The organism is Kitasatospora sp. NPDC088346 (assembly GCF_044740765.1).
Taxonomy (GTDB): Bacteria; Actinomycetota; Actinomycetes; order Streptomycetales; family Streptomycetaceae; genus Kitasatospora.
This window is the reverse complement of the sequence record NZ_JBIURH010000022.1, coordinates 85,952-111,008: the sequence shown is the minus strand read 5'-3', so window position 1 is coordinate 111,008 and position 25,057 is coordinate 85,952. Positions and strand designations below refer to the sequence as shown.

The 25,057-nt window shown below is 72.5% G+C and carries 18 protein-coding genes; 6 read left to right on the top strand and 12 right to left on the bottom strand.

Going from position 1 to position 25,057, the window contains the following annotated elements; all coding sequences use genetic code 11:
* Positions 1-13: 13 nt before the first annotated feature.
* The 7 genes from ACIOFR_RS25560 to ACIOFR_RS25530 form a co-directional block, all read right to left on the bottom strand.
* Positions 14-1,027 (bottom strand): 3-oxoacyl-ACP synthase III family protein, encoded by a 1,014-nt coding sequence (locus ACIOFR_RS25560; RefSeq protein ID WP_401001197.1) that lies wholly within the window; start codon positions 1,025-1,027, stop codon positions 14-16.
* Positions 1,028-1,195: 168 nt separating this feature from the next.
* Positions 1,196-1,534, bottom strand: coding sequence for a hypothetical protein (locus ACIOFR_RS25555; RefSeq protein ID WP_401001195.1), 339 nt, complete (start codon positions 1,532-1,534; stop codon positions 1,196-1,198).
* Positions 1,531-3,411, bottom strand: coding sequence for an anthranilate synthase family protein (locus ACIOFR_RS25550; protein ID WP_401001193.1), 1,881 nt, complete (start codon positions 3,409-3,411; stop codon positions 1,531-1,533). Before ACIOFR_RS25550 ends, ACIOFR_RS25555 begins: the two co-directional genes overlap by 4 nt.
* Entirely contained in the window at positions 3,408-4,001 is a 594-nt protein-coding gene (locus tag ACIOFR_RS25545; RefSeq protein WP_401001192.1) for an isochorismatase family protein, read from the bottom strand. The genes ACIOFR_RS25550 and ACIOFR_RS25545 overlap by 4 nt, the downstream gene beginning before the upstream one ends.
* A gap of 64 nt (positions 4,002-4,065) precedes the next feature.
* Entirely contained in the window at positions 4,066-4,836 is a 771-nt protein-coding gene (locus ACIOFR_RS25540; protein WP_401001191.1) for a 2,3-dihydro-2,3-dihydroxybenzoate dehydrogenase, read from the bottom strand.
* 74 nt (positions 4,837-4,910) lie between these two features.
* Positions 4,911-6,134 carry a 3-deoxy-7-phosphoheptulonate synthase gene (locus tag ACIOFR_RS25535; protein WP_401001189.1) on the bottom strand — a complete coding sequence of 408 codons (1,224 nt, stop codon included), beginning with the start codon at positions 6,132-6,134 and terminating at the stop codon, positions 4,911-4,913.
* A 115-nt stretch (positions 6,135-6,249) separates the two neighbouring features.
* Complete coding sequence (locus tag ACIOFR_RS25530; protein ID WP_401001187.1) at positions 6,250-6,867, bottom strand: flavodoxin family protein; 618 nt, start codon at positions 6,865-6,867, stop codon at positions 6,250-6,252.
* Positions 6,868-7,133: 266 nt separating this feature from the next.
* Between ACIOFR_RS25530 and tal the strand changes: the two genes are divergently transcribed.
* Entirely contained in the window at positions 7,134-8,330 is a 1,197-nt protein-coding gene (gene tal / locus ACIOFR_RS25525) for a transaldolase (RefSeq protein WP_401001186.1), read from the top strand.
* On the opposite strand, the gene pabB is transcribed toward tal, so the two are convergent.
* Together pabB and ACIOFR_RS25515 are read right to left on the bottom strand one after the other, a co-directional pair.
* The gene (gene pabB, locus ACIOFR_RS25520) at positions 8,257-10,404 is read right to left on the bottom strand and encodes an aminodeoxychorismate synthase component I (protein ID WP_401001217.1); all 2,148 of its coding nucleotides are present in this window, start codon (positions 10,402-10,404) and stop codon (positions 8,257-8,259) included. The two genes, tal and pabB, sit on opposite strands and share 74 nt — an antisense overlap.
* A gap of 14 nt (positions 10,405-10,418) precedes the next feature.
* On the bottom strand, positions 10,419-11,186 hold the full coding sequence (locus ACIOFR_RS25515; protein WP_401001184.1) for a 50S ribosomal protein L11 methyltransferase: 768 nt from the start codon (positions 11,184-11,186) through the stop codon (positions 10,419-10,421).
* A 264-nt stretch (positions 11,187-11,450) separates the two neighbouring features.
* Here ACIOFR_RS25515 and ACIOFR_RS25510 point away from each other — a divergent pair, with 264 nt between their 5' ends.
* A complete protein-coding gene (locus tag ACIOFR_RS25510) occupies positions 11,451-13,403 on the top strand; it encodes a helix-turn-helix domain-containing protein (RefSeq protein ID WP_401001183.1) in 1,953 nt (650 codons plus the stop codon).
* A 7-nt stretch (positions 13,404-13,410) separates the two neighbouring features.
* Here the strand turns inward: ACIOFR_RS25510 and ACIOFR_RS25505 are convergent, their stop codons facing one another.
* The 3 genes from ACIOFR_RS25505 to ACIOFR_RS25495 form a co-directional block, all read right to left on the bottom strand.
* Positions 13,411-14,658: an IS701 family transposase gene (locus ACIOFR_RS25505; RefSeq protein ID WP_401001181.1), complete on the bottom strand. Its 1,248-nt coding sequence runs from the start codon at positions 14,656-14,658 to the stop codon at positions 13,411-13,413.
* A gap of 326 nt (positions 14,659-14,984) precedes the next feature.
* Positions 14,985-15,839 (bottom strand): NAD(P)H-binding protein, encoded by an 855-nt coding sequence (locus tag ACIOFR_RS25500; RefSeq protein ID WP_401001179.1) that lies wholly within the window; start codon positions 15,837-15,839, stop codon positions 14,985-14,987.
* A 59-nt stretch (positions 15,840-15,898) separates the two neighbouring features.
* Positions 15,899-17,098 carry an acyltransferase family protein gene (locus tag ACIOFR_RS25495; protein ID WP_401001178.1) on the bottom strand — a complete coding sequence of 400 codons (1,200 nt, stop codon included), beginning with the start codon at positions 17,096-17,098 and terminating at the stop codon, positions 15,899-15,901.
* Between the two features lie 308 nt (positions 17,099-17,406).
* Here ACIOFR_RS25495 and ACIOFR_RS25490 point away from each other — a divergent pair, with 308 nt between their 5' ends.
* The 4 genes from ACIOFR_RS25490 (at position 17,407) to hrpA (ending at position 25,025) form a co-directional block, all read left to right on the top strand.
* Positions 17,407-18,417 (top strand): NADPH:quinone reductase, encoded by a 1,011-nt coding sequence (locus tag ACIOFR_RS25490; RefSeq protein ID WP_401001177.1) that lies wholly within the window; start codon positions 17,407-17,409, stop codon positions 18,415-18,417.
* Positions 18,418-18,422: 5 nt separating this feature from the next.
* On the top strand, positions 18,423-19,898 hold the full coding sequence (locus ACIOFR_RS25485; RefSeq protein ID WP_401001175.1) for an MFS transporter: 1,476 nt from the start codon (positions 18,423-18,425) through the stop codon (positions 19,896-19,898).
* Positions 19,899-20,090: 192 nt separating this feature from the next.
* On the top strand, positions 20,091-20,870 hold the full coding sequence (locus tag ACIOFR_RS25480; protein WP_401001174.1) for an alpha/beta fold hydrolase: 780 nt from the start codon (positions 20,091-20,093) through the stop codon (positions 20,868-20,870).
* 183 nt (positions 20,871-21,053) lie between these two features.
* Entirely contained in the window at positions 21,054-25,025 is a 3,972-nt protein-coding gene (gene hrpA / locus ACIOFR_RS25475) for an ATP-dependent RNA helicase HrpA (RefSeq protein ID WP_401001172.1), read from the top strand.
* Positions 25,026-25,057: the final 32 nt, after the last annotated feature.

Below are 25,057 nucleotides of genomic sequence, written 5' to 3'. Positions count from 1 at the left end.
CCCGCGGCGGCGGCTACCAGCGGAGCAGGGCCAGTCCCATGGCCATCCCGCCACCGAACCCGGCCAGCAGGACGAGGTCGCCGGGGGCGAGCTCGCCGGCCCGGGCGGCCTGGTCGAGGGTGATCGGGACGGACGCCGAACCGGTGTTGCCGAATTCCTCGAATGTGGTGCAGGTCCGCCCGGCGGGGATGCCCAGTTCGGCCGAGAGGTTTTCCAGCATCCGGCCGTTGGCCTGGTGCGGGACGAAACGGGACAGGGCGGCGGGGGTGGTCCCGGCGTCGGCGAGGAATTCGCGGACCGCGCCCGGGACGTTGTCGGCCACGAAGTCGCGGACGCCGCGGCCGTTCATCGTGAAGTAGTGCAGACCGCGCTCGACGGTCTCGTGCGAGGCCGGCAGGCGACTGCCGCCGGCCGGCACCTCGATCAGGTCGCGGTCCGCGCCGAAACTGGCGAGCCGGGTGGTCACCACCGCACCGCCGCGGGACGGGCCGAGCACGACCGCGCCGGCGCCGTCGCCGAACAGGATCGCGGTCCGCCGGTCGGCCGGGTCCAGGATCCGGGAGTACACGTCCGCGCCGATCACCAGGGCGTACCCGTCCGAGCCGGTCAGGATCCGCTCGGCCGTGGTCAACGCGAAGACGAAGCCGCTGCACACCGCGTTGACGTCGAAGGCGGCGGTGCCGGGCAGGGCGCCCAGCTCGTCGGCGACCACACAGGCGGTGGGCGGCTGCGGGGAGTCGGGGGTCGAGGTGGCGACCACGATCAGCGAGATGTCGGCGGCCCGCAGCCCGGCGCTCTCCAGCGCCGCCCGGGCGGCGATGACGGCGAGGTCCGAGGTGGCCTCGTCCGGCTTGGCGCGGCGCCGGTTGCGAATTCCGGTCTTTCCGTGAATCCACTCACCGGTGACGCCGGCCGGTTCTCCGGCCTCGTCATTGGTGATCACATGAGCCGGAAGGTACGAGCCGGTGCCCAGGACGGCGATCGCGGAAGATGACCGGGCCGGCGGGATCGTGCCCGTCGTGATCATTGTTCTTTTCCCCTCGTTTTCCTCGGGCTCATCCGTATCCGATCGTCCCGCGCGGGGAACTTCCGGAGCAAAGCCCTCGATCCGACCTTGTCAGGTAAATCACCGAAGTCCTCGGCGGTGGCGGGAATTCGGTGCGTCGGCCCGCGCCGGCGGCGGGCCGACGCACCGTCAGGCCAGGGCCGGGCCCAGCCCGGCCAGCCCGGCCGGCGCGGCCACGCCGTTCGGCCCCGAAGTGGTCGCCTCCAGGTCGAAGACCAGCCGCTCGGTGGGCGGGTACCCGATCAGCTCGGCGGCCCGGGTGGACAGCGGCTGCCCCAGGGCCTCCGCGGACTCCCACAGCTGGACGGCGCCCCACCGGTCGTTCTCCCGGTCGGCGATCCAGGCCTTCAGCAGCAGCCCCTCGAAGCCCGCCCAGCGGTCCACCGCCTCGTCCCGCAGGAAGGCCCGCAGCGAGTCGATGCTCTGCTCGGAGCCGGCCAGGTCCCACCACGCGACGACGACCTTCACCGGGCCGCCACCGCGCCCGCGCCGAGCACGTCGGCGATCATCGCGCCGACGATCCGCACGCCGTCCTGGGTGAGCACCGACTCGGCGTGGAACTGCATGCTGGCGAAGTGCGGGCCGCGCAGCGCGTGCACCTCACCGGTCTCCGGGTCCCGGCTGACCTCCACGGCGCCGACGCCGGGGGCGTCGAAGCGGTCGGCCGGGCTGAGCGCGGAGAAGGTGTTGTAGTAGCCGACCCGCTCGCGGGCGCCGAACAGGTCGATCTCCCGCTGCACGCCCTGGTTGGGCACCTCCCGGCGGCGCAGCCCGAGGCCGAGCGTCAGGCTGAGCACCTGGTGGCTGAGGCAGACCGCCAGGAACGGGCGGCGTTCGGCCAGCAACTGCCGTACGGCGGCGTGCAGGTGGGCCACCTTGGGATGGTCCAGGTCGCCCGGGTCGCCCGGCCCGGGGCCCATCAGCACCAGGTCGTAGCCGTCGAACGCGTACGGCTCGTCGAAGCGGCGCACCGTCACGTCCAGCCCGAGGGAGCGCAGTTGGTGGTCGGTCATCGAGGTGAAGGTGTCCTCGGCGTCCACCACCAGGACGCGGCGGCCGGCCAGTTCCGGGTGCGGGCGCTCGCGCTCGGCGTCGCCGGCCAGCCAGAAGCCGGCGATGGTGCCGTTGCGCTCCTGGAGGGCGGCCCGGACGCTGGGGTGCGAGCCGAACCGGGCCGGGCCGTCCGCCTCCAGGGCGGCCAGCAGCCCGGCGGCCTTCGCCCTGGTCTCGGCGACCTCGGAGAGCGGGTCGGAGTGGCGTACCAGGGTGGCACCGACGCCGATCCGCACCCGTCCGCCGGCGTCGATGTCGGCGGTCCGGATCAGGATCGCGGAGTCGAGGCTGCGCCCGCCGCGCTCGTCGCGGCCGATCAGCGCGGCGATGCCGCTGTAGTAGCCGCGGCCCTCGGGCTCGTACTTGTTGATCACCCGGGCGGCGCTCTCCAGCGGGCTGCCGGTGACCGTCGGGGCGAACAGCGTCTCGCGCAGGATCTCGCGCGGGTCGCGGTCGGTGCGGCCCTCGATGAAGTACTCGGTGTGGGCGAGCCGGGCCATCTCCTTGAGGTAGGGGCCGACCACCCGGCCGCCGGTGTCGCAGATCCGGGCCATCATCTTGAGCTCTTCGTCGACCACCATGTAGAGCTCGTCGGCCTCCTTGCGGTCGGCCAGGAAGTCCATCACCTCGGGCAGGCTGGGCCCGGCCGGCGGGTACCGGTAGGTGCCGCTGATCGGGTTCATCACGGCGGTGCCGCCCTGCACGCTGATGTGCCGCTCGGGGCCGGCCCCGACCAGGGTCCGGTCGCCGGTGTGGACCAGGAAGGTCCAGTAGGCGCCGGACTCCCGCTGCATCAGCCGGCGGAAGAAGGCGAGCGCCGCGCCGGTGCCGTACTCGGTGATGTCGGCGACGAAGTCACGCTTGATCACGAAGTTGGCGCCCGCGCCCTGGCCGATCTCCTCGGCGATCACCCGGCGCACCGTCTCGGCGTACTCCTCGTCGCCGATGTCGAAGTGGCCGCCGGTGAGTTCGATCCGGACGTCCGGGATCCGGGCCAGCGCCTCGGCGACCGGCACGGTCTCCTGCTCGGTGACGGACATCGCGATCAGCGGCGCCCCGTCGTCGGCGGCCTCGAACCGGCGCTCGGCCAGCTGCCGGTACGGGACCAGCACCAGCACCTCGTGCCGGCCGGCCGGACCGTCCTCGGCGAGCGGGATGTCGGCCAGCGTCGGCGGCAGCGAGACCTCGCCGGTCAGCACGTCGATCGCGCCGGCCGTGCCGGTCTCCGGCCGGTGCAGCAGGGCGAACGCGGGCGGCAGCTCCGCCAGCACCCGGCCCAGCAGGTCTCTCATGGCAGGATCTCCTTCGCGGTGAGGACGACGGCGCAGCGCCGGGCGGCGTACTCCAGCGCCATCCGGTGGTGGGCCTGGGAGAAGTCGGCGACGGCGTCGGCGACCAGGAAGGGCTGGATGTCGTTGGTGAAGGCCTCCACGGCCGTCATCAGGACGCCGACGTGCGCGTAGACGCCGCAGACGACCAGCTGGTCGCGGCCCTCGCGGCGCATCCGCTCCAGCAGGTCGGAGCGGAAGAAGGCGCTGTAGCGCCACTTGGTGAGCACCCAGTCCTCGGGCCGCGGGGCGAGCGGGTCGACGATCAGCCGGTCGGCCGGGTCGACCCGCATGCCCGGGCCCCAGAAGTCGGCGAGCAGGCCGCGCTCCTCGGGGGACATGCCGCCGGGCTGCGCGGTGTAGGCGACCGGTACGCCGAGCGCGGCGAGCCGGTCGCGCACCAGGGTCGCGTTGCGGACCAGGTCGTCGCCGGGTCCCTCGGCCGGCAGCGGCTTGAGGAAGTACCGCTGCATGTCGTGCACCAGCAGGACCGCGCGGTCGGGGTCGACCGTCCAGTCGGCGGTGTTGGCGGGCAGTTCGCCCGCGGTCGGCATCGGGTACGGCGTGATGGCGGGGATGCCCGCCGCCGGCCGTTCGGTCGTCGGGGTTGGCGTGCTGCTAGGCACCGAGACTCGCGCCTCCGTCCACGGTCAGGTCGTGCAGGGTGATGTGGCCCGCCTCGTCCGAGAGCAGGAAGACGACGGCGTTGGCGACGTCCCCGGGCTCGGCGAGCTTGCGCAGCGGGATCCCGACCCGGTACGCGTCGGGCCGGCCCTCGATGGTGTTGGTGCGCCCGGTGTCGTCCTGCCACATCGAGCTGAGCATCGGTGTGTCGGTCGATCCGGGGGCGACCAGGTTGCAGCGGATGCCGTGCCGGGCGACCTCCAGGCCGAGGCTCTTGGTGAAGAGCGTCGCCGCGGCCTTGGACGCCGCGTAGGCGGCCATCTCGCTGCGCGGGGTGACGGCGGCGTTGGAGGCGACCGTGACGATCGCCCCCCGGCCGCGCGGCACCATCCGGTTGACCACGGCGCGGGAGGTGTGGAAGACCCCGTTCGCGTTGACCGCGAAGGTGGTCCGCCAGTCCTCGTCGCTGAAGGTGCGCACCTCGCCGAGGCGCAGCACCCCGGCCGCGTTGACCAGGTACTCGATCGGGCCGAGCCGCCGTTCGACGTCCTCGACCACCGCCTCGACGGAGGCGGAGTCGGTGACGTCGGCGGGGCAGGCCTCGGCGCGGACGCCGTCGGCGGCCAGCTTCTCGACGAGTTCGGCGAGCCGCTCGGCGTCCCGGTCCACGGCGGCCACCAGGACGCCGCGTCGGCCCAGGGCCAGGGCGACGGCGGCGCCTATGCCGCCGGCCGCCCCGGTCACCAGGGCTACCTTGTTCTCCATGGGTCGGACCTCCCTACGTGCCGGTCCCGCCGCGCGGGCCGGCTGGTGTGGTTGGGGATGTCCGCGATCCGTCGTCAGCCCCGCCAGGCCAGGACCACGGACATGGCCTGGACCGGGTTGAGCCGCGGGTCGCAGAAACTCGTGTACCGCTCGCCGACCCCGCCGACCGTGCCGGCGTCCGCCGCGCACTCGGTGACGTCGTCCGGGGTGGTCTCCAGGTGGAGGCCGCCGGCGGTGCCGCCGGCCGCGAGGACGGACTGCTGGAAGCCCTCGACCTCGCGGACCACGGTCTCCAGCAGGCGGGTCTTCAGACCGCCCGGTGCGGTGACGGTGTTGCCGTGCATCGGGTCGGTGAGCCAGATGACCGGGTGGCCGGCCGCCCGGACGGCGTGGACCAGGGCGGGCAGGCGGTCGGTGACGGCCTGCGCGCCCATCCGGGCGATCAGGGTCAGCCGGCCGGGCTCCCGGTCCGGGTCGAGGATCTGGCACAGGGTCAGCAGCTCGTCGGCGGTCATGCCGGGACCGACCTTGCAGGCGACCGGGTTGGCCACCCGGGCGAGCAGGGCGACGTGCGCCCCGTCCACCTGGCGGGTGCGCTCGCCGATCCACGGGAAGTGCGTGGAGGTCAGCAGCAGGCTGCCGTTCTCGTCGCGCCGGACCATCGGCAGCTCGTAGTCGAGCAGCAGCGCCTCGTGGCTGGTCCACACCGGCGGGCAGATGGTGGAACGCTGGGCGGGGTCGAGCCAGCCGAGGTGGCCCATGGCGCGGGCGGCGGCCCGGTAGCCGGCCAGCAGGCGCTTCGGATCGGGCCGGCGGGCACCCGCCACCGGCTCCGGACCGTTGACCATGTGCCCGCGGTAGACCGGGAGTTCGAGGCCGTCGACCAGCTCGGTGTGGCTGGAGCGGGGCTTGCCGAACTGGCCGGCCATCCGGCCGACCCGGACCACCGGCTTGTAGGTGGCCATCTTGAGGACGCCGGCCAGGGCGTCCAGCAGCCCGGCCTTGCGGGCGACGTAGTCCTCGCCGCACTCCGCCGGGTCCTCGGCGCAGTCGCCGGCCTGCACCAGGTGCGCCTCGCCGTCGGCCACCTGGGCGAGCAGCGAGCGCAGTCTGCGGACGTCGTCGGCCTTGACCAGGGACGGGCTCGCGGCCAGGGCCCGCTTCACCCGGTCGAGTTCGTCGCGGTCCTCCCAGAGCGGCTGCTGGAGTGCGGTGCGGGCGGCGGTGAGTTCGTGCAGGTCGTCGTCCAACTCCCGCAGCGCGGGGTGTGAGCCGATGTCGAGCAGTGCGTTGTCCACTGGTATCTCCATGGTGAGGTCGCAGGCACGGCGGATCCGCGCCGCCGGCCCGGGTGGTACCGGAACAGAACGGAGTGCGGGGTGTGGGGGGCGGTCGGTGGGACGCCGGAGGGGGTCAGCCGGTCCTGAGGGCGCGGACGGCGCCCGCGACCTCGGTGACCCGGCGTGCCTGGTAGGCGATCGCGGCGAGGTTCTCCTCGTGCACCTGGCCCGGGCGGTTGCGCGAGACCGCGCTGCTGCCGTACGGGTTGCCGTTGTTGGGCTGGAACAGCACCGGATCGGTCGAGCCGTTGGCGACGATCAGCGAGCCCCAGTGGCAGAAGGCGTTGTGCAGGGCGAGGATGGTGGTCTCGTGGCCGCCGTGCGGGGCCGAGCCCGACGTGAACGCGGACACCGCCTTGTTGGCGAGCCGGCCGGGGATGGACAGCGGCGCCGTGGTGTCGATGAACCTGATCACCGCGGGTGCCGGCAGCCCGAACCGGACCGGGGAGCCGAACAGGATCCCGTCGGCCCAGTCGAGGTCGTCCAGGGTGGCCTCCGGGATGTCGCCGGTCGCCTCCCGCAGGCCTGCCGCGGCCTCCTCGGTGCCGGGCACGAATGTCTCCTCGGCGGGATCGGGGATCCTCCGCAGACGTACCTCGGCGCCGGCCGCTTCGGCCGCCTCCGCGGCGGCCCGGGCCAGCCGGTGGACATTTCCGGTGGACGAGTAATAGATGACAGCGACGTTTGTCATGACCGGTGTACTCCCTGACGCGGGTGGCTGCTCGTTTTGCCGATCCTGTTCCGGTCCGGCGGAAGCGGCCAACGCCGTAGGGGTCACTTCGTCAGGTGACCGATACTCCATCAGGTCGAACTGGAACTATCCGCCCCGGTTAGGACCTGACAAGGAAATACGAAGCCTGCCAAGAGACGGCAAATTCCCGCTTATCCTCGACCCGGGAGTACCGCATTACGGGACTGCGGGACCGGACTGGGAGCAGTGATCCAGCCTTGAAAGAATTGCCGCTGGCACCAGCGAATCACGGTCATCTGAGGCAGCTGGTCGCGGAGGGCGTCTCGCCCTGGCTGGACGGCATCCACCGCGGGCTGCTGGCCTCCGGCGCCCTGACCCGGCTGGTCGAGGACACCGGCGTCCGCGGCGCCACCTCCGACCCGGCCGCACTGGCCGACGCCCTCGCCCACGGCACCGCCTACCGCGACCAGTTGCTGCGCCTCGCCCACCACCGGGTCTCCGTGGACGGCGCCCTGTGGGCCGCCTCCGTCCAGGACCTCCGGCTGGCCTGCGAGGAACTGCGCGAGGTCTTCGAGTCGACGCACGGATACGACGGACTGGTGTCGATGGACCTCGACCCGCGCCTGGCCCACGACGCGGCGGCCACCGTCACCGAGGCCGCCGAGCTGGCCCGGGCCGTCGGCCGTCCCAACGCGCTGGTGAAGATCCCGGCCACCCCGGCCGGCCTGACCGCGATCCGTGACTGCATCGGCCTGGGGATCGGCGTGCACGCCACCGAGATCTACTCGGTGACCCGCTACACCCAGGTGGTGGACGCCTACTTCGACGGCCTGGAGATCGCCCACGCCGCCGACCGCCGGCTCGCCGTCATCGCCTCGGTGGCCTCGCTCCCGGTCGGCCGGGTCGACCACGAGGTGGACGGCCTGCTCGGCGAGCTCGGCAGCGAGGACGCCCACTCCCTGCTCGGGCAGGCCGCCCTCGCCGCCGCCCGGCTGCTGTACCGGGTCTACGAGGAGCACCTCGGCGGCGAGCGCTGGCGCACCCTGCGCGCCGCCGGTGCCCGCCCGCAGCGGCTGATGTGGACCGACACCACGGCCGTCGGCCGGGTCGGCCCCGGCACCGGCTACGTGGAGTCGCTGGTCTCCTGGGGCACCGTCAACGCGATGTCCCCCGGCACGCTGGATCAGGCCGCCCGGCACAGCCGGCTGCGCGGCGACACCCTGATGGGCCAGGCCGAGGCGGCCCAGAAGGTGCTGGACCGCCTCGGCCGGCTCGGCATCTCCTACGAGGCGGTGGTGCGCCGGCTGGAGACCGAGAGCGTCCCCCGCCTGGTCGACTCCTGGCTGCTGCTGCGGGCCTCGATCGCCGAGCAGCTGCGGATGGTCTCGGTCAGCGCGCCGGCTCCACAGCTGTGTCCCGGCGCTCCGCCCGGACCGGGCTCCGCCGCGCACCGGGATCACTGAGCCGACGTCCGGCCGGGAACTCCGTGCCGGCCAGCGCCACCACCGGGGCCGCCTTCACCGCGGTCTCCGCGAACTCCTCCTCGGGGTCGGACAGCGCGATCACCGCCCCGCCGACGCCGTACCGCACCCGGCCCGGGGTGGCCACCACCGTACGGATCACCACGCTCAGATCGGCCGCGCCGTTCAGCGAGAAGTAGCCGATCGCGCCGGAGTACACGCCCCGCGGGCCCTGCTCCAGCCGGTCGATGATCTGCATCGTCCGCCGCTTGGGCGCGCCGGTCATCGAGCCGGGCGGGAACGCGGCCCGTACGCAGCTCACCGCGGACTCCCGCGGCCGCAGCTGCGCCTGCACCACGCTGACCAGTTGGTGCGCCTTGGCGTAGGACTCGACCGTGAACAGCTCGGTGGCCCGGACGGACCCGATCTCGGCGCACCGGCCGAGGTCGTTGCGGACCAGGTCCACGATCATCAGGTTCTCGGCCCGGTCCTTCTCGCTGGCCAGCAGCTCGGCGACCAGCTCCCGGTCCTCCCGGTGGGTGGCGCCCCGCGGCCGGGTCCCCTTGATCGGGCGCGACTCGGCCAGCCCGTCGCGGTCCACCCGCAGGAAGCGCTCCGGCGAGGTGGACAGCACCGCGAGGTCCCCGAAGGAGAGCAGGGCGGCGTACGGCGCCGGGCTGATCCGGCGCAGGTAGCGGTAGCCCTCCCAGGGGTCCAGCGGGCCGGCCGCCTCCAGCATGTTGGTGAGGCATACCTCGTAGCTCTCGCCGGCCTCGATCTCCTGGAGGCAGGAGTCGACGAGTCCGAGGTAGGCCGGCCGGTCGTGGCGCGCCCGCAGCGGCCCGAAGGGCAGCGGCGGGCCGGCCAGGTGCAGCCGGCGGCCCTCGGTGAGGGCGAGTCGCTCGGTGGCCAGGTCGAGCCAGGCCTGCGCCCGCGCCTCGTCGCCGGCCTCGGCGAGGGCCAGCAGGTGGCTGGTGCCGGTGGCGTGGTCGAGCACCAGGGCGCGGCCGCTGAAGGCGAGCACCGCGTCGGGGGTGTCCGAGCGGTGCGCCCGGTCGCCGCCACACTCGGCCTTGAGCTCGTAGCCGAGGTAGCCGACCCAGCCCAGGGCGAACTCGCATGGCAGGTCCGGCAGTTCGGTCCGCAGGCCGCGCAGGTCGCGGTCCAGCCAGTCCAGGAACGGCCCGGCGACCACCTCGGTGCCGGTCGGTGAGTGGACGGTGACGGTCCCGTGCTCGACGTCGGCGACGGCGACCCGGCCCAGCGGCCCGGAGGCGTCGCCCATCACGGAGAACCGGCCCGCGCCCTCGTCCGGCCGGCTGCTGTCCAGCCAGTACGCGTAGGGGCCGCCGCGGAACAGGCGGTCGTAGGCGACCTCGTCGTCCCAGCGGGTGGGCAGGGTGCGGCTGAGCACCTTCAGCTCGCGGCGCGGCAGGAAGCGGTCGTCCGGGACGGGCAGCGCGCGCTCGGCCGGGCGCGGCGGGCGACCCTGGCGGCGGTTGTGGTCGGCGGCCATCCGCAGGAAGTTGGCGAGCAGCCGGCGGCCGTCGTCGCCGCCGATCGACTCGGGGTGGAACTGCACGCCCCAGAGCGGCAGGTCACGGTGGCGCAGGCCCATCAGCAGGCCGTCCGGCGTCCAGGCGGTGGCCTCCAGCAGCGGGGACAGTGCGTCCACGGTCAAGGAGTGGTAGCGGACGGCCCGCAGCGGCGAGGGCAGTCCCTCGAACAGGCCGGTGCCGTCGTGGCGGACCGGCGAGAGGCGGCCGTGGAAGGGCTCCGGGGCGCGTTCGACCCGGCCGCCGTGCAGGGCGGCGATCCCCTGGTGGCCGAGGCACACCCCGAGGGTGGGCAGTTCCCCCTTGGCCAGGATCTCCGCGCAGATCCCGAAGTCGGCCTCCCGCTCGGGGCTGCCGGGGCCGGGCGAGACGACCACGGCGTCGAAGCCGTCGAGCTGCTCGTAGCGCCAGGTCGGGTCGTCGTTGACGACCACGACGGGCTCCTGGCCGTTCACCTCGGCCAGGTAATGAAAGAGGTTGAATGTGAAGGAATCGTAATTGTCTATCAACAGGGTGCGCACGCCGTTCCCAGACTTCACAGCCGCTCACGCTCCCGCTCGGCGGAGCGCGGACGCGGCACGACGACCTCGCGCTGCGGCGGGGCGGTGACCTCCAGCAGCATGTGCTCGACCTCGTACGCGCCCTCCTGGACCGTCACCGCACGCACCATCCGCAGACCCCGGCCCGACTGGCCGGCGAGTCTCAGGAGGCTGAGCACGTCACCTCTGGTGCTGAAGTGCAGCAGCACCCGGCCGCCCGGGAGCAGCCGGTTCGGCGCCTCGGCCAGGAACCGGCGGTGGGCGGCGTAGCCGGGGTCGACGTAGGCCCGCTCGTGCATGTGCTCGTAGTGATAACCCTCCGGAGCCATGACGTAGTTGGAGCTCCAGAAGACGGTGTCGAACCGCTCGTCCGGGTCGAGCCCGTCGAAGAGGTCGCTGTGCACCGCGCGGACCCGGCCGGCCACCTCGTGCCGGGCCGCGTTCAGCTCGGTGTTGCGCACCGCCGCGGGGTTGATGTCGGAGGCGACCACCCGCTCGCAGCCCGCCAGCGCCGCGGCGACCGCGATCACACCGGCGCCGCAGCCGATCTCCAGCAGCGAGTCGAGCCGGCCGCCGGGCAGCCCGCAGGACAGGCCGAGGAGATCCAGGGCGATGCCGGTGGACGGCGAGTCGGCCGGGGCGAACACCCCTTCCAGCAGGTCCCACTCGCGCTGGTGGATCCGGAACGTCGATCGCCCGTCCTGGCGCATCCGCGACATCCGGCTCCGCTCCAACGAGCGCCTGTAGTCCGTGACCTCCAGCATCAGCTTCCCCTCACAAGCTCACCGGCCGATTCCCGCCCCACTGCTCTCGGGCGACTCAAGCCTCACTCAAGGGGTGCTGACAGCGAAAGGTGATCCGGCAACACACTGGGTGACGGATGGCGGTGGCCGGGACACCAGTGGGCGCGCCACATACCCCCCTTCCACTTGACCCACGGTTGACGAAGGGCTCGGCCTGCACATACCTTCCGGTATGCGGGCCGTCACACTGAATGACCGCAAATGGGGGAGAGGTGGGGAGGATCGGTGTTGCAGGGGCGTACCGAGGCGGCCGCATTCAGCGTCCTCGAATACCTGGCAAGCGAAGCGCCGGCCCAGCAGTTCGAGGACCTGGTGGAGGAGGCCCGGCTACGGGGCACCACCGGTGAGGAGCTGGAACGGCTCGAACGGCTGAAACAGCTGGGTCTGAGCATCCGCTCCCAGTCCAAACGTCGGCAGCAGCGCGAGGCGGGCCTGTCCGCCCTGGTCGACACGGCCCGGGACCTCGCCATGCCCTACGACCTGGACACCCTGCTGAAGGTGATCACCCGTCGGGCCCGGCTGCTGCTCGGTGTCGACATGTCGTACATCAGCTTCCCCGACGCCCAGCAGGGCTACATCTACGTCCGCACCTCCGACGGTCACACCTCGACGCTCAGCGTGGGCCTGCGCCTGCCCGACGGCGCCGGACTCGGCAGCAGCGTGCTGGCGAACCCCGCACCGTTCTGGACTCCTGACTACCTGTCGGACGAGCGCATCGCCCACAACCAGGCGATCGACGAGACCGTCCGCGCCGAGGGCCTGCACGCCATCATGGGCGTGCCGCTGAGCCACCGCAACCACCCGTTCGGGGTGCTGTACGTCGCGGACCGGAACGTCCGCCACTTCACCACCGACGAGATAGCCCTGATGAGCTCGCTCGGCGACCTGGCCGGTGTGGCGATCGAGAAGGCCCAGCTGCTCGACCAGACCAGCGCGACCGTCACCGACCTCGAACAGCACACCACCGAGGCGGAGGTCGGACTCCGGCTGGCCACCGAGCTGAGCGAGCTGCACACCCGGCTGATCGACCTGGCGCTGAGCGGCGGCGACCCGCACTCGCTGACCCGCGAGGTCTGCAAGCGCCTCGGCGGCGCGATCCGGGTCTACGCGGCCGACGGCACCGTGCTCACCTCCGCCTCCGACATGCCGGAGCGCGACGAGAACTCCGTGGTCCTGGCCGCGATGGACGCGCACGCCACCCGCGGACCGGTCAGGCTCGCCGACGGCACCTGGGCGGCACCGGTCAGTGCCGGCACCGTCGGCCTCGGCACCCTCTTCCTGCGCACCGACTCCCCGCTGGCCGACCGCGGCGAGCAGCTCACCCGGGTGGTGGCCCAGGCGGTGGCGATACCGCTGCTGCTGGAGAACAGCCGCACCGCGATCGCCGTGGGCCACGTCCGCGACGAGCTGCTGGACGAGCTGCTCGCCAACCCCCAGCGCCCGCCGCAGCAGCTGATGCTGCGCGCCCGCCGGCTGGGCATCGACCTGGGGAAGCCGCACGTCGTGGTGGTGGCCCGGCCGGAGGGCGAGGCGCAGGGCAAGGTCGCCACCTGGGCCTCGCTGTACGCCCACCGGATGAGCGGGCTCAAGCGCGTCCAGGACGGTCTCGCCGTCCTGCTGCTGCCGGGCACCGACCCGAGCGCCGCCGCCCGCGCGGTGACCGAGGAGCTGACACCGCTGCTCGGCCACCCGGTGACGGTCAGCGCGGCCGGCCCGGCCCTGGATCCGACCTCGGTCTTCCACGGCCACCAGGAGGCACTGCGCTGCCTGGACGCGATGACCGCGCTCGGCGCCACCGGCCGTTCCGCCTCCGCCCGCGAACTCGGCTTCTTCGGCGTGCTGCTGGCCGACAACCACGACGTCGACGGCTTCGTGGACTCCACCATCGGGCCGGTGCTGGACTACGACCAGCAGCGGTTCACCGAGCTCGCCCGCACCCTCAACGCGTACTTCGAGACCGGCAACAGCCCGACCTACGCCGCCCAGAAGCTGCACGTCCACACCAACACGGTGGCCCGCCGGCTGGAGCGGATCAGCGAGCTGCTCGGCCCCGACTGGCAGAAGCCGGAGCGGGCGTTCGAGATCCAGCTCGCCCTGCGGCTGTCCCGGATCCGGCAGGTCCTGCTGGACCGCCGCGAGGTCCCGGACGACGGCGCGGCGGGCGAGCACCGGGTCTGAGACCCGGTCAGGACGCATACCGCAGACCCCCCTCGGCCGCGCCGCGGCCCAGCATGGCCACCGCGTGCGCGGTCGAGGCGAGGGTCACGTGCCGGTGCCAGCCGCCGAACGAGCGGCCCGCGAAGTCCCGCACGCCGACCTGGTCGGCGACCTCGTTGAAGTCCCGGTCCACCCGGTCGAGCAGCCGGCCGAGCCTCAGCAGCGCGGCCGGCTGGGCCTCCACCAGGTCGGTCAGCCACAGCTCGGTGGGCCAGCGGCGGCCCGGCGCGCTCACGCCGAGCAGCAGCAGTTCGTCGCCGCGGATCCCGCGCACCGGCATGGCGGGCCGCACCGGCGGTCCGGGCAGCCGCACCTTGACCCCCGCGACCAGGCTCGTCCTGGGCGCGCCCTGGGCGGTGTGGTCGGACCACACCACCGGGCGGCGCAGGTCCCGGGCGGCGCCCATCAGCTGCTGCGCGGGCCGCAGTTCGGCCGTCCGGCCGGGCAGCGCGGCACCGGCCGCCGTCAGCGGCAGGTTGCCGTTGACGCGCACCAGCAGCGGGGTGGGCAGCGCGCGCAGCCGCCGCACGATCCGGCCGGCGTCCGCGTCGCCCGCGTCCACCACCACCGGGCGCATCGGCAGGCCCCAGCGCGAGGTCATCCCGCGGAACGCCTCGACCGCGCAGTCCCCGAGGCTCTCCGCGTCCACGCCGTCCGGGATGGACGCCTGGCTGCGCCGGGTGCCGTCCTCCAGCCAGGCCTGCGACAGGTGGAGCCGCCAGTTCACCGGGTAGCTGGACTCCGCCGAGGCGGCCCAGACCCCGATCGCCTGCTGGGCGTTGAGCACCTGGCCGAGCGAGGGGATGAACCTGCGGTCCACGCCCACCGAGTGCTCGCCGGCCTTCGGGATGACCGTCGGGCGCAGCACCCAGGCCTGCGGCGGCGCGATCCGGGCCAGGTGCTGTGCGAGCGCCTGGCGGACCGGGCCCCAGTCCCAGGTGGAGCTGGCGATGAAGTGGTGCAGGCTCTGCTCCGCCGCGGCGCCCCCGACCACGGTGGCGATGTTGCGGATCGACTTGCGCCCCTCCGCACCCAGCAGGCCGCGCACGTACTGCACGCCCTTGCGCCGTTGGTCGCTTCTGGGCAGCGAGGCGAGGACCACGGAGCAGAGCTCCTGGAGCATCACGTCGTGGTGCGGGTCGAAGGCCGCGGACGGCGCGGACTTCGACGCACCGGACGACTTGGGTGTACCGGGGTACAGGGCAAGGCTGCTCATGGGATCCCCCTCAGCTGGACGATGGGCTGGACCGCGCCGCTCCTCAAACGTAGGTCGGCAGCCCTGTCCGGCTAAGGTGCGCTCGTCACCCGGTTCGCCGCCCGGACGGTGGTCGCGCCACCACCCCCACCACCCGCCCTCCCGTGATCACGGCCTTCCCGCCGGGGACGGTGTGGTGGGCCCACCACACGCGGCAGGGCCCCCGCGGGGAGGCGGACCTGTGTCCGCGCTCCCCCCGGGGGCCCTGCCGTCCCTTCTCTTCCCTTCCGCCGCGGTCCCCGTTCCTGCCGGGGCCGCGTTCCCGGGCCCGCCCGGGCCCGTCGGCCTCAGCCGGTGAAGTCCGCCGCGTGGTCCGCCACCCACTCGGCGAAGCCGCGGGCCGGGCGGCCGGTGATCCGCTCCACGGTGTCGCTCAGGTGGCTGGGCACACCGTCCGAGTGCTCCCAGTAGCCGACCACCGCGTCCATCACCCAGATCGGCACGATCGGCTCCAGCGCGCGGCGGGCCTCGGCGTCGGTCAGCTCCTCGAAGACCAGCTCCCGGCCGGTCACCTCGCCGATGATCTCCAGCTGCCGGCGCTGGGTCACCGACTCCGGGCCGCTCAGGAAGTACGCCTGGCCCTCGTGCCCCGGCTCGGTGAGCGCCTTGACCGCGACCGCGGCGATGTCCTTCTCGTGGATCGCGTCGCTGTGCGACCCGGGGTACGGGAAGCGCACCCGGCCCTCGGTCCGGATCGACTCCGGCCAGCCCCACATCAGGATGTTGGTGGCGAAGTTGTGCGGCCGCAGGAAGGTGTAGCCGATGCCGGAGCCGGCGATCGCGTCCTCCACCGCCCGGTGCATCTCGGTGATCGGCTTCTGCTCGGGGAAGGCGTCCACCACGGTCTGCGAGGAGAGCAGGACGATCTGCTCGACCCCGGCGGCCCGGGCCGCGTCCAGGAAGTCGGCGATCCCCTGCGGCAGGGCGTAGAGGAACACCTTGCGCACCCCGGCCAGCGCGGCCGGCAGCGTCTCGGGGCTGAGCACGTCCGCCCGGACCACCTCGACGCCGGCCGGTACCGACAGCTTCTCGGGGTTGCGGGCGCTGGCCCGGACCTTGGCTCCCGCCGCGACCAGCTGCTCCACCACGGAAGCACCCACCTGGCCGCCGGCTCCGATGACGAGGATCGGCTCGGTGTTCATAACAGTCTCTCCTGGGTCAGGTCTGAAAGTCGGTCGGATGTCCTGCGTGCAGGGGTCGTTCAGCCGATCTGCGGCGCGCTGCGCTTGCGGGGCTTGGAGAACCGCTTGGTGATGGGGCGCTCGACCAGGGCGTACAGCGCCCAGGAGAGCAGGACGGCCACACCGGCCTCGGCGACCAGGACGGCGGCACCGACGGGGGCGGAGAACATCCGGTCGCCCAGCAGGGTCCGGCCGTAGGTCAGGACCACGAAGTGCAGCAGGTAGAAGGCGAACGAGATCTCGCCGAGCCACAGCATCGTCCGGTTGCGGAAGATGGTGAAGCGGTTCTCGGCGTCTGCGACGGCGGCGGCAGCGATCAGCAGGACGATCGGGATGATACAGGCCGCGCGCTGGCCGTACAGGTACGGCACGTAGTACGTCAGGACGTAGCCGGCGACCAGCAGCAGGCTCGACCAGATCATCCCGATGTTGCGCCAGCGGCCGTTCAGCACCGCGTGGGCGACCAGCATGCCGAGCGCGAAGTCCAGCAGGCGGACCGGCGGCAGGACGTAGCTGAACCAGTACTGCGAGACGGAGCTGAGCTCGCCGCCGGGGATGCCGGGGCCGGAGGGCAGCAGCGCGTAGGCGAGGGCGGGGGTGGCGATGATGCCGGCGATCGCGCCGCTGATCCAGTACTTCAGGTGCTGCGGGCGGATGCGCAGGAACAGGCGGTGCAGCAGCGGGAACGAGGCGTAGAAGACGGCCTCCGCACCGAGCGACCAACTCGGCGGGTCGACACTGAAGTTGAGGTTGAAGTCGGGTGCCCAGACCTGAAGCATGAAGAGGTTGGCGATGGCGTCGCGCATCGGTGTGTAGGCGCTGGCGAACAGGGCCATCGCCAGGCCCCAGGCCACCAGGTAGTTCGGGTAGATCTTCACGAACCTGCGCCGCCAGAAGGCCCTGGCGGTGTCCTGCTTTCTGGCCGACCAGGTCAGCACGAAGCCGCTGAGCACGAAGAAGAACGAGACGCCGAGACCGCCCATCTGGCCGACGACCTTGTACAGGTCGAACTCGGCGGCGTCGTCGGCGAGCACCCGCATCGACGGGATCGGCAGTCCGGCGTGGTAGGCGAACACCAGCAGCGCGGCGGGGAACCGCAGACCGGTCAGCGAGGGCAGCCGGGTGGTGAACGAGCGGCGGGAGCCGGGCGCCCCGGTGGCGGGGGCGGCGGTCGCGCCCTCCGTGCCGGGGCTCGTGACGACGAGCTGGTCGATGGCCATGGGAACCGTCCTGGGGATGCGGGCCGCGCCGGGCCTGAGGGGCCGGGGCGGCGGGGCGGGGGCGAGTGGGCGAAGCGGGCGAAGCGGGCGCGAGAAGGGAGTTCGCGGACTTCCGTGGTGCTGCCGGACCACCGGGGCGGCCCTGCCCCTCAATTGCACTACACGGTGTAGGTGAAGCTCTGCCCTGCACCGTGTAGTGTGTCAGGTGAACCGGTCGACCCCCTCCGACCTGCTGCTTTCAAACGGAGTTGACGAACGATCCGCTCGGCACGGGCCCGATCGCCGCTCCGCTGCCAGGATCAGGAACCATGCGCGCAGCCTTCATCGAGCAGTTGGGTCCGCCGCAGAACATCCACTACGGCGAGGTGCCGGCCCCGGTCGCGGGCCCGACGGACGTCCTGGTCGACGTCCTGGCGGTCTCGGTCAACCCGGTGGACACCTTCGTGAGATCGGGTGTGTTCCGGACCCCCGTCCCCTTCCCCTTCGTGATCGGCCGCGACCTGGTCGGCCGGGTCGCCTCGGCCGGACCGGGCGCCACCGGCTTCGCCGAGGGCGACCTGGTCTGGTGCAACAGCCTCGGCCACGGCGGCCGACAGGGCGCCGCGGCCGAGCAGGCCGTGGTCCCCGCCGACCGGCTCTACCACCTCCCCCCGGGGGTGGACCCGGTCCGGGCCGTCGCCGTGGTCCACCCCGCCGGCACCGCCCACCTGGGCCTGTTCACCCACGGACAGCTCCGGGCCGGCGAGACGGTCCTGGTGGGCGGCGCCGCGGGCAACGTCGGAAGTGCCCTGCTGGTGCTGGCCGCCGAGGCCGGCGCCCGGGTCGTCGCCACGGCGGCGGCCCGGGACGCCGAGTACTGCCGGTCGCTCGGCGCCGCCGAGGTGTTCGACTACCGCGACCCCGACCTCACCGGCCTGGTGCGCGCCGCCTGTCCACGGGGCGTCGACGTCCACCTGGACACCTCCGGCGCCAACGAGCTCGCCGGCACCGTCGAGCTGCTCGCCCCGCGCGGCCGGGTCGTGCTGCTCGCCGGGGCCGCCTCCAGACCCGAACTCCCGGTCGGCCCGCTCTACATGAAGGACTGCTCGATCAGAGGATTCGTCATCTCCCACGCCTCGACCGCCGAACTGGCCGAGGCGGCCGTGACCATCAACCGGCTGCTGGCCGCCGGACGGCTGAGCCCCCGCTCCGTCCGGCAGCTGCCGCTGAGCGCCGCCGCCGAGGTCCACCACCGCCTCGAACAGGGCGAGCTGAACGGCAGACGCGTCGTGCTCGTCCCCGAAACCCCGCCCCTGAACCCGTCCACCACCGAAAGGTAGAAGCCATGTCCTCCGCAGCAGCCGACCTGGCCGCCAGGCAGCGCCGCTCGGGCCTCACCCTGGCCCTGCTGGCCTTCGCCCAGCTGATCGTCTCCATCGACTACAACATCGTCTACGTGGCGCTCCCCGAGATCGGCAGCGGCCTCGGCTTCTCCGCCCAGACCCTGCAGTGGGTGGTCAGCGCCTACGCGGTGGCCTTCGGCGGGTTCCTCCTCTTCGGCGGCCGCGCCTCCGACCTGTTCGGCCGCCGCCGGATGTTCGTCCTCGGCCTCTCGCTGTACGCCGTCTCCTCGCTGATCGGCGGCCTGGCGAACACCCCCGCCCTGCTGGTCGGCGCCCGCGCCGTCCAGGGCCTCGGCGGCGCCTTCCTGTTCCCCGCCACCCTCGCCCTGGTGGTCACCAGCTTCACCGAGGGCAAGGAGCGCAACCGGGCGCTGTCGGTGTGGGCCGCGGCCGGCGCCAGCGGCATGGTGATCGGCTCGCTGCTCGGCGGCGTCCTCACCCAGGCCTTCGGCTGGCAGGCCGTCTTCTACGTCAACGTCCCGCTCGCCGGCGGCGCCGCCCTGCTCGCGCTCTCCCTGATCACCCCGGACGGCGCCCGCGAGAAGGGCCGCCGCTTCGACCTGCCGGGCGCGCTGACCGCCACCGTCGGCGCCACCCTGGTCGTCTTCACCCTGGTCCAGGCCCCCGAGTCCGGCTGGACCTCCCCGCTGATCCTCACCAGCGCCGTGGTCGGCCTGGCCCTGGTCGCCGCCTTCATCGCCATCGAGGCCCGCAGCTCGGACCCGCTGATGCCGCTGCGGCTGTTCCGCAACCCCAACCTCAGCACCGGCGTCGCCACCACCTTCCTGTTCATGGCGACCTTCGGCACCCTGCTGTACTTCCTGACCGTCTACTTCCAGAACGTGCACGGCTACAGCGCGCTGGAGACCGGCATCGCCTTCCTGATCCCGATGGTGGCCGGCTTCCTCGGCTCCATGCTCGGCGGCCGGCTCGCCACCCGCTTCGGCATCCGGCCGACCCTGATCGCCAGCTTCGTGATCGGCGGCGCCGGCACCCTGGCGATGGGCCTGGCGATGTCCCCCGAGGGCTCCTACCTCGCGCTGCTGCCCGGCCTGGTCGTGCTCAGCGTCTGCCAGGGCGTCATCTTCACCACCATGTTCGCCGCCTCCTCCACCGGCGTGCACCCGTACGAGCAGGGCATCGCCTCCGGCATCGTCTCCACCGGCCAGCAGGTCGGCAGCGCGGTCGGCCTGGCCGTCCTGGTCGCGATCGCCAACTCCGGCACCGACGGACTGACCGGCGAGGCCCTGCGCACCGCCACCAACGACGGCCTGCGCACCGCGGTGTTCGTCGCCACCGCCGGCATCGTCCTGCTGGTCCTGGTCGCGCTCAACTTCAAGCGGGCCCCGCAGGCCGCGGCGGAGCCGGAGGCCGGACAGGCCGCGCCGGCACCGGTCGCCGAGGCCGTCGCCTCCTGAATCCGGCCGGCGGCGCGCGGACCTGACACTCTGTCGATCGTCCGCATGCGAGGCACCGCGGCGCCGGACTTGAATGGACCCGGGACACCGCGCCGCAGCCGACTGCCCTACACGGAGTAGATCAACAGCAACACCCGGCGGTACCTCCGTCGTCCGTGTTGTCCCCCCGACACCACAAGGAGAGAAACCACCATGCCTTCCGTCTCCGCAGGCACCGCCCAGGTCAGCTACCGGACCGAGGGCTCCGGCCCGGGCCTGGTCCTCATCCACGGCACCGGTTTCGGCGCCGAGGGCACCTGGGGCCACCTGGTCGAGCACTTCAAGGACCGCCGCACCGTGATCCTGCCGGACTTCTCCGGCTGCGGTGAGACCACGGACGACGGCGGCGAGCTGACCGTCGAGATCCTCGCCGAGCAGATCATCGCCGTCATCGAGGAGGCCGGCGACGGCCCGGTCGACATCGCCGGCTTCTCGCTCGGCTCGGTGGTCGGCGCGGCCGTCGCGGCGACCCGCCCGGACCTGGTCCGCCGGCTGGTCCTCACCGCCGGCTGGACCCACCCCGGCGACGAGTACCTGCGCAACATGATGTCCGCCTGGCGCGCCATGGCCGGCAACGCCGAGGCCTTCGGGCGGTTCGGCACGCTGACCGCGTTCAGCCCGGGCTTCCTCAACATCCTGGGCAAGGAGACGATCGAGAACATCGTCGCGGGCAACCAGGCCACCGAGGGCGCCCTGCGCCACATCGACCTCAACCTGCGACTGGACATCCGCGACCTGCTGCCGAAGATCGAGGCCCCGGCCCTGGTGATCGGCTGCACCCAGGACATCACCGTTCCGGTCGCCCTCACCCGCGACCTGCACGCCCAGCTCCCGGGCAGCACCTACGCCGAGCTCGACAGCGGCCACGTCGCCGTCCTGGAGAAGTCCGCCGAGCTGGTCAAGCTCGTCCAGGACTTCATCCACCAGGACTGACCCGCCCTTCGAGCGCCCCTCGGGAACCCCCCGAGGGGCGCTCGGGGCGTCCGGACCGCCCCCGCCCGCCCCGCCGGACGATCCACCACGGCCGCCTCACCTCTCCCTCCGGTTGTTCTGTGACACTTGAAGGGTTGAAAAACCGAGGTGCGCCCCGCCCGTGCCTCCCTGCAACCTAGAGGGATGCCCCCAGTGAGTTCTCCCGTAGCCCAGCCCGCCGATGCAGCCACCATCGGAGCGCTGGCAGCCCGGCTGCCCGAGCTGATGCTCCGCGACCAGCAGCGGATCGGCCGACGGCTGGACGGCACCCGCCGGGTCCGCAGCCCCGAGGCCCGCCAGAAGATCGCCGAGGAGCTGGCCGCCGACGTCGCCAGGGCCGAGCTCAGAGTGGAGCAGCGCCGCGCGGCCGTCCCCGCGATCAGCTATCCGCAAGAGCTCCCGGTCAGCCAGAAGAAGGACGACATCCTGGCCGCGATCCGCGACCACCAGGTGGTGATCGTCGCGGGCGAGACCGGCTCCGGCAAGACCACCCAGATCCCGAAGATCTGTCTGGAGCTGGGCCGCGGCGTCAAGGGCCTGATCGGCCACACCCAGCCCCGCCGGATCGCCGCCCGCACGGTCGCCGACCGGGTCGCCGAGGAGCTGGACACCCCGCTCGGCGAGGCCGTCGGCTGGAAGGTCCGGTTCACCGACCAGGTCGGCCAGGACACCCTGGTCAAGCTGATGACCGACGGCATCCTGCTGGCCGAGATCCAGACCGACCGCGAGCTGCGCCAGTACGACACCCTGATCATCGACGAGGCCCACGAGCGCAGCCTCAACATCGACTTCCTGCTCGGGTACCTGAAACAGCTGCTCCCCCGCCGCCCCGACCTCAAGGTCGTGATCACCTCGGCGACCATCGACCCCGAGCGCTTCGCCGAGCACTTCGGCGACGCCCCCATCGTCGAGGTCTCCGGCCGCACCTACCCGGTCGAGGTCCGCTACCGCCCGCTCGTCGAGGAGGGCACGGACGAGGACGACGCGGACCGCGACCGCGACCGCGACCAGGTCCAGGCGATCTGCGAGGCCGTGGAGGAGCTCCAGGCCGAGGGCCAGGGCGACATCCTGGTCTTCCTGTCCGGCGAACGCGAGATCCGCGACACCGCCGACGCCCTCACCAAGCTGAGGCTGAAGTTCACCGAGATCCTCCCGCTCTACGCCAGGCTCTCCTCCGCCGAGCAGCACCGGGTCTTCCAGCGCTCGAACAGCCGCCGCGTGGTGCTCGCCACCAACGTCGCCGAGACCTCGCTGACCGTCCCCGGCATCAAGTACGTGATCGATCCCGGCACCGCCCGGATCTCCCGCTACAGCCACCGCACCAAGGTGCAGCGGCTGCCGATCGAGGCGATCAGCCAGGCCAGCGCCAACCAGCGCAAGGGCCGCTGCGGCCGCACCTCGGACGGCATCTGCATCCGGCTCTACTCGGAGGAGGACTTCCTCTCCCGCCCCGAGTTCACCGACGCCGAGATCCTGCGCACCAACCTCGCCTCGGTCATCCTCCAGATGACCGCGGCCGGCCTCGGCGACATCGCCGCCTTCCCGTTCCTCGACCCGCCGGACTCGCGCAACATCAAGGACGGCATCAGCCTCCTGCACGAGCTCGGCGCCCTCGACCCGGACGAGAAGGACCACCGCAAGCGCCTCACCCCGCTCGGCCGCAAGCTCGCCCAGCTGCCGGTGGACCCCCGGATGGCCCGGATGGTGCTGGCGGCCGACGAGCTCGGCTGCGTCCGCGACGTGATGGTGATCGCCGCCGCCCTCTCCATCCAGGACCCCCGCGAGCGCCCCGCCGAGAAGCGCCAGGCCGCCGACGACCGGCACCGCCGCTTCACCTCCGAGACCTCCGACTTCCTGTCCCACCTGGCCCTGTGGCGCTACGTCAGGGAGCAGCAGCAGGAGCTCTCCTCCTCGGCCTTCCGCCGGATGTGCAAGTCCGAGTTCCTGAACTACCTGCGGATACGCGAGTGGCAGGACGTCTACACCCAGCTGCGCACGGTCGCCAAGCAGCTCGGCGTGACGATCGACGAACCGCACCCGGACGCCGAGCCCGACGCCGACCGGATCCACCAGGCCCTGCTGTCCGGACTGCTCTCCCACATCGGCCTGTTCGACGTGGAGAAGCGCGAGTACGGCGGCGCCCGCGGCTCGCGGTTCGCGGTCTTCCCCGGCTCGGGCCTGTTCAAGAAGCCGCCGCGCTGGGTGATGTCCGCCGAGTTGGTGGAGACCTCCCGGCTGTGGGCCCGGGTCAACGCGAAGATCGAGCCGGAGTGGGTCGAGCCGCTGGCCGGCCACCTGATCAAGCGGACGTACAGCGAGCCGCACTGGGAGAAGAAGGCCGGCGCCGTGCTGGCGTACGAGAAGGTGACGCTGTACGGCGTCCCGATCGTCGCCCAGCGCAAGGTCAACTACGGCCGGATCGACCAGGAGCTCTGCCGCGAGCTGTTCATCCGCAACGCGCTGGTGGAGGGCGACTGGGAGACCCACCACCGGTTCTTCGCGGCCAACCGCACGCTGCTCTCCGAGGTCGAGGAGCTGGAGAACCGGGCCCGCCGCCGCGACATCATGGTGGACGACCAGACCCTCTTCGACTTCTACGACGCCCGGCTGCCGGAGGACGTCGTCTCCACCCGGCACTTCGACTCCTGGTGGAAGAAGGCCCGGCACGACCAGCCGGACCTGCTGAACTTCGAGAAGTCGATGCTGATGAACGAGTCGGCCGGCGGGGTCACCGAGGCCGACTACCCGGACTACTGGCAGCAGGGCAAGCTCCGCTTCAAGCTGACGTACCAGTTCGAGCCGGGCAGCGACGCGGACGGCGTGACCGTGCACATCCCGCTGCCGGTGCTGAACCAGGTCACCTCCGAGGGCTTCGACTGGCAGATCCCGGGCCTGCGCGCGGAGCTGGTCACGGCGTACATCCGGGCGCTGCCGAAGGCGCTGCGGCGCAACTTCGTCCCGGCCCCGGACTTCGCGGCCGCCGCGCTGCGCCAGGTGCGGGACCGTCAGGAGCCGCTGTTGCCGACCCTGGAGCGGGTCCTGCAGCGGATGTCGGGCATCGTGATCCCGCCGGAGGCCTGGGACGACTCCCGGGTGCCGGACCACCTGCGGGTGACCTTCCGGGTGGTGGACGGCAAGCGCAAGCTGGCCGAGTCCAAGGACCTGGAGGACCTGCGGCTGAAGCTCAAGCCGAAGCTCAGCGAGACGCTCTCCTCCGCCGCGTCCGGTCAGGGCATCGAGCGGCGCGGCCTGAACGCCTGGCCGGAGGGGCTGCCGACGCTGCAGCGCACCTTCGAGCAGCGCTCGCGCGGCCACTCGCTGCGGGCCTACCCCGCACTGGTGGACGAGGTCGACTCGGTGGCGATCAAGCTCTACGACACCCCGGAGGACCAGCAGCAGGCGATGTGGGCCGGCACCCGGCGGCTGCTGATGCTGCGGATCAACTCCCCCGCCAAGTCGATCCAGGGCCGTCTGGGCAACCAGGCCAAGCTCGCCCTCTCGCACAACCCGCACGGCTCGGTGCCCGCCTTGTTCGAGGACGTCGTGGCGGCCGCCACCGACCGGCTGATGGCCCTGCACGGCGGCCCGGCCTGGGACGAGGCCGCCTTCACCAAGCTGTACGACAAGGTCCGGGCCGACCTGTACGAGCTGTCCGCGGACACCACGCTGAAGACGGCGACCGCACTGATCGCCTTCCAGAAGGCGTCGAACCGGCTGAAGACGGTGAGCAGCCCGGTCCTGCTGACCGCGGTCAACGACGTCCGGCTGCACCTGGCGTCGCTGGTGCACGCCGGCTTCGTCACCGAGACCGGCTGGCAGCGGCTGCCCGACCTGAAGCGCTATCTGATCGCGGTCGACCGCCGTCTGGAGGCGCTGCCGAACCACCCACAGCGGGACCTCCAGCACCTGCAGAAGGTCCAGGACGTCCAGCGGGCCTACGGCGAGCTGCTGGCCAGGGTCCCGGCCGGCCGGCAGCCGTCGGCGGAGGTCCGGCAGATCCGCTGGATGATCGAGGAGCTCCGGGTGAGCTTCTTCGCCCAGGGGCTGGGCACCCCGGCCCCGGTCTCCGAGAAGCGCATCCTCAAGGCGATGGAGGCCGCCGCGGGCACGCTCTGAGCTGCGACGGGGGCCTCCGGCGGCCGGTTCGA

Bases quoted from the DNA above. Each gene is read 5' to 3' on its own strand.
- ACIOFR_RS25560 (WP_401001197.1), bottom strand. From the start codon at position 1,027: ATGATCACGACGGGCACGATCCCGCCGGCCCGGTCATCTTCCGCGATC.
- ACIOFR_RS25550 (WP_401001193.1), bottom strand. From the start codon at position 3,411: ATGAGAGACCTGCTGGGCCGGGTGCTGGCGGAGCTGCCGCCCGCGTTC.
- ACIOFR_RS25545 (WP_401001192.1), bottom strand. From the start codon at position 4,001: ATGCCGACCGCGGGCGAACTGCCCGCCAACACCGCCGACTGGACGGTC.
- ACIOFR_RS25540 (WP_401001191.1), bottom strand. From the start codon at position 4,836: ATGGAGAACAAGGTAGCCCTGGTGACCGGGGCGGCCGGCGGCATAGGC.
- ACIOFR_RS25530 (WP_401001187.1), bottom strand. From the start codon at position 6,867: ATGACAAACGTCGCTGTCATCTATTACTCGTCCACCGGAAATGTCCAC.
- ACIOFR_RS25515 (WP_401001184.1), bottom strand. From the start codon at position 11,186: ATGCTGGAGGTCACGGACTACAGGCGCTCGTTGGAGCGGAGCCGGATG.
- ACIOFR_RS25505 (WP_401001181.1), bottom strand. From the start codon at position 14,658: ATGAGCAGCCTTGCCCTGTACCCCGGTACACCCAAGTCGTCCGGTGCG.
- ACIOFR_RS25500 (WP_401001179.1), bottom strand. From the start codon at position 15,839: ATGAACACCGAGCCGATCCTCGTCATCGGAGCCGGCGGCCAGGTGGGT.
- ACIOFR_RS25495 (WP_401001178.1), bottom strand. From the start codon at position 17,098: ATGGCCATCGACCAGCTCGTCGTCACGAGCCCCGGCACGGAGGGCGCG.
- ACIOFR_RS25490 (WP_401001177.1), top strand. From the start codon at position 17,407: ATGCGCGCAGCCTTCATCGAGCAGTTGGGTCCGCCGCAGAACATCCAC.
- ACIOFR_RS25485 (WP_401001175.1), top strand. From the start codon at position 18,423: ATGTCCTCCGCAGCAGCCGACCTGGCCGCCAGGCAGCGCCGCTCGGGC.
- ACIOFR_RS25480 (WP_401001174.1), top strand. From the start codon at position 20,091: ATGCCTTCCGTCTCCGCAGGCACCGCCCAGGTCAGCTACCGGACCGAG.
- hrpA (WP_401001172.1), top strand. From the start codon at position 21,054: ATGCCCCCAGTGAGTTCTCCCGTAGCCCAGCCCGCCGATGCAGCCACC.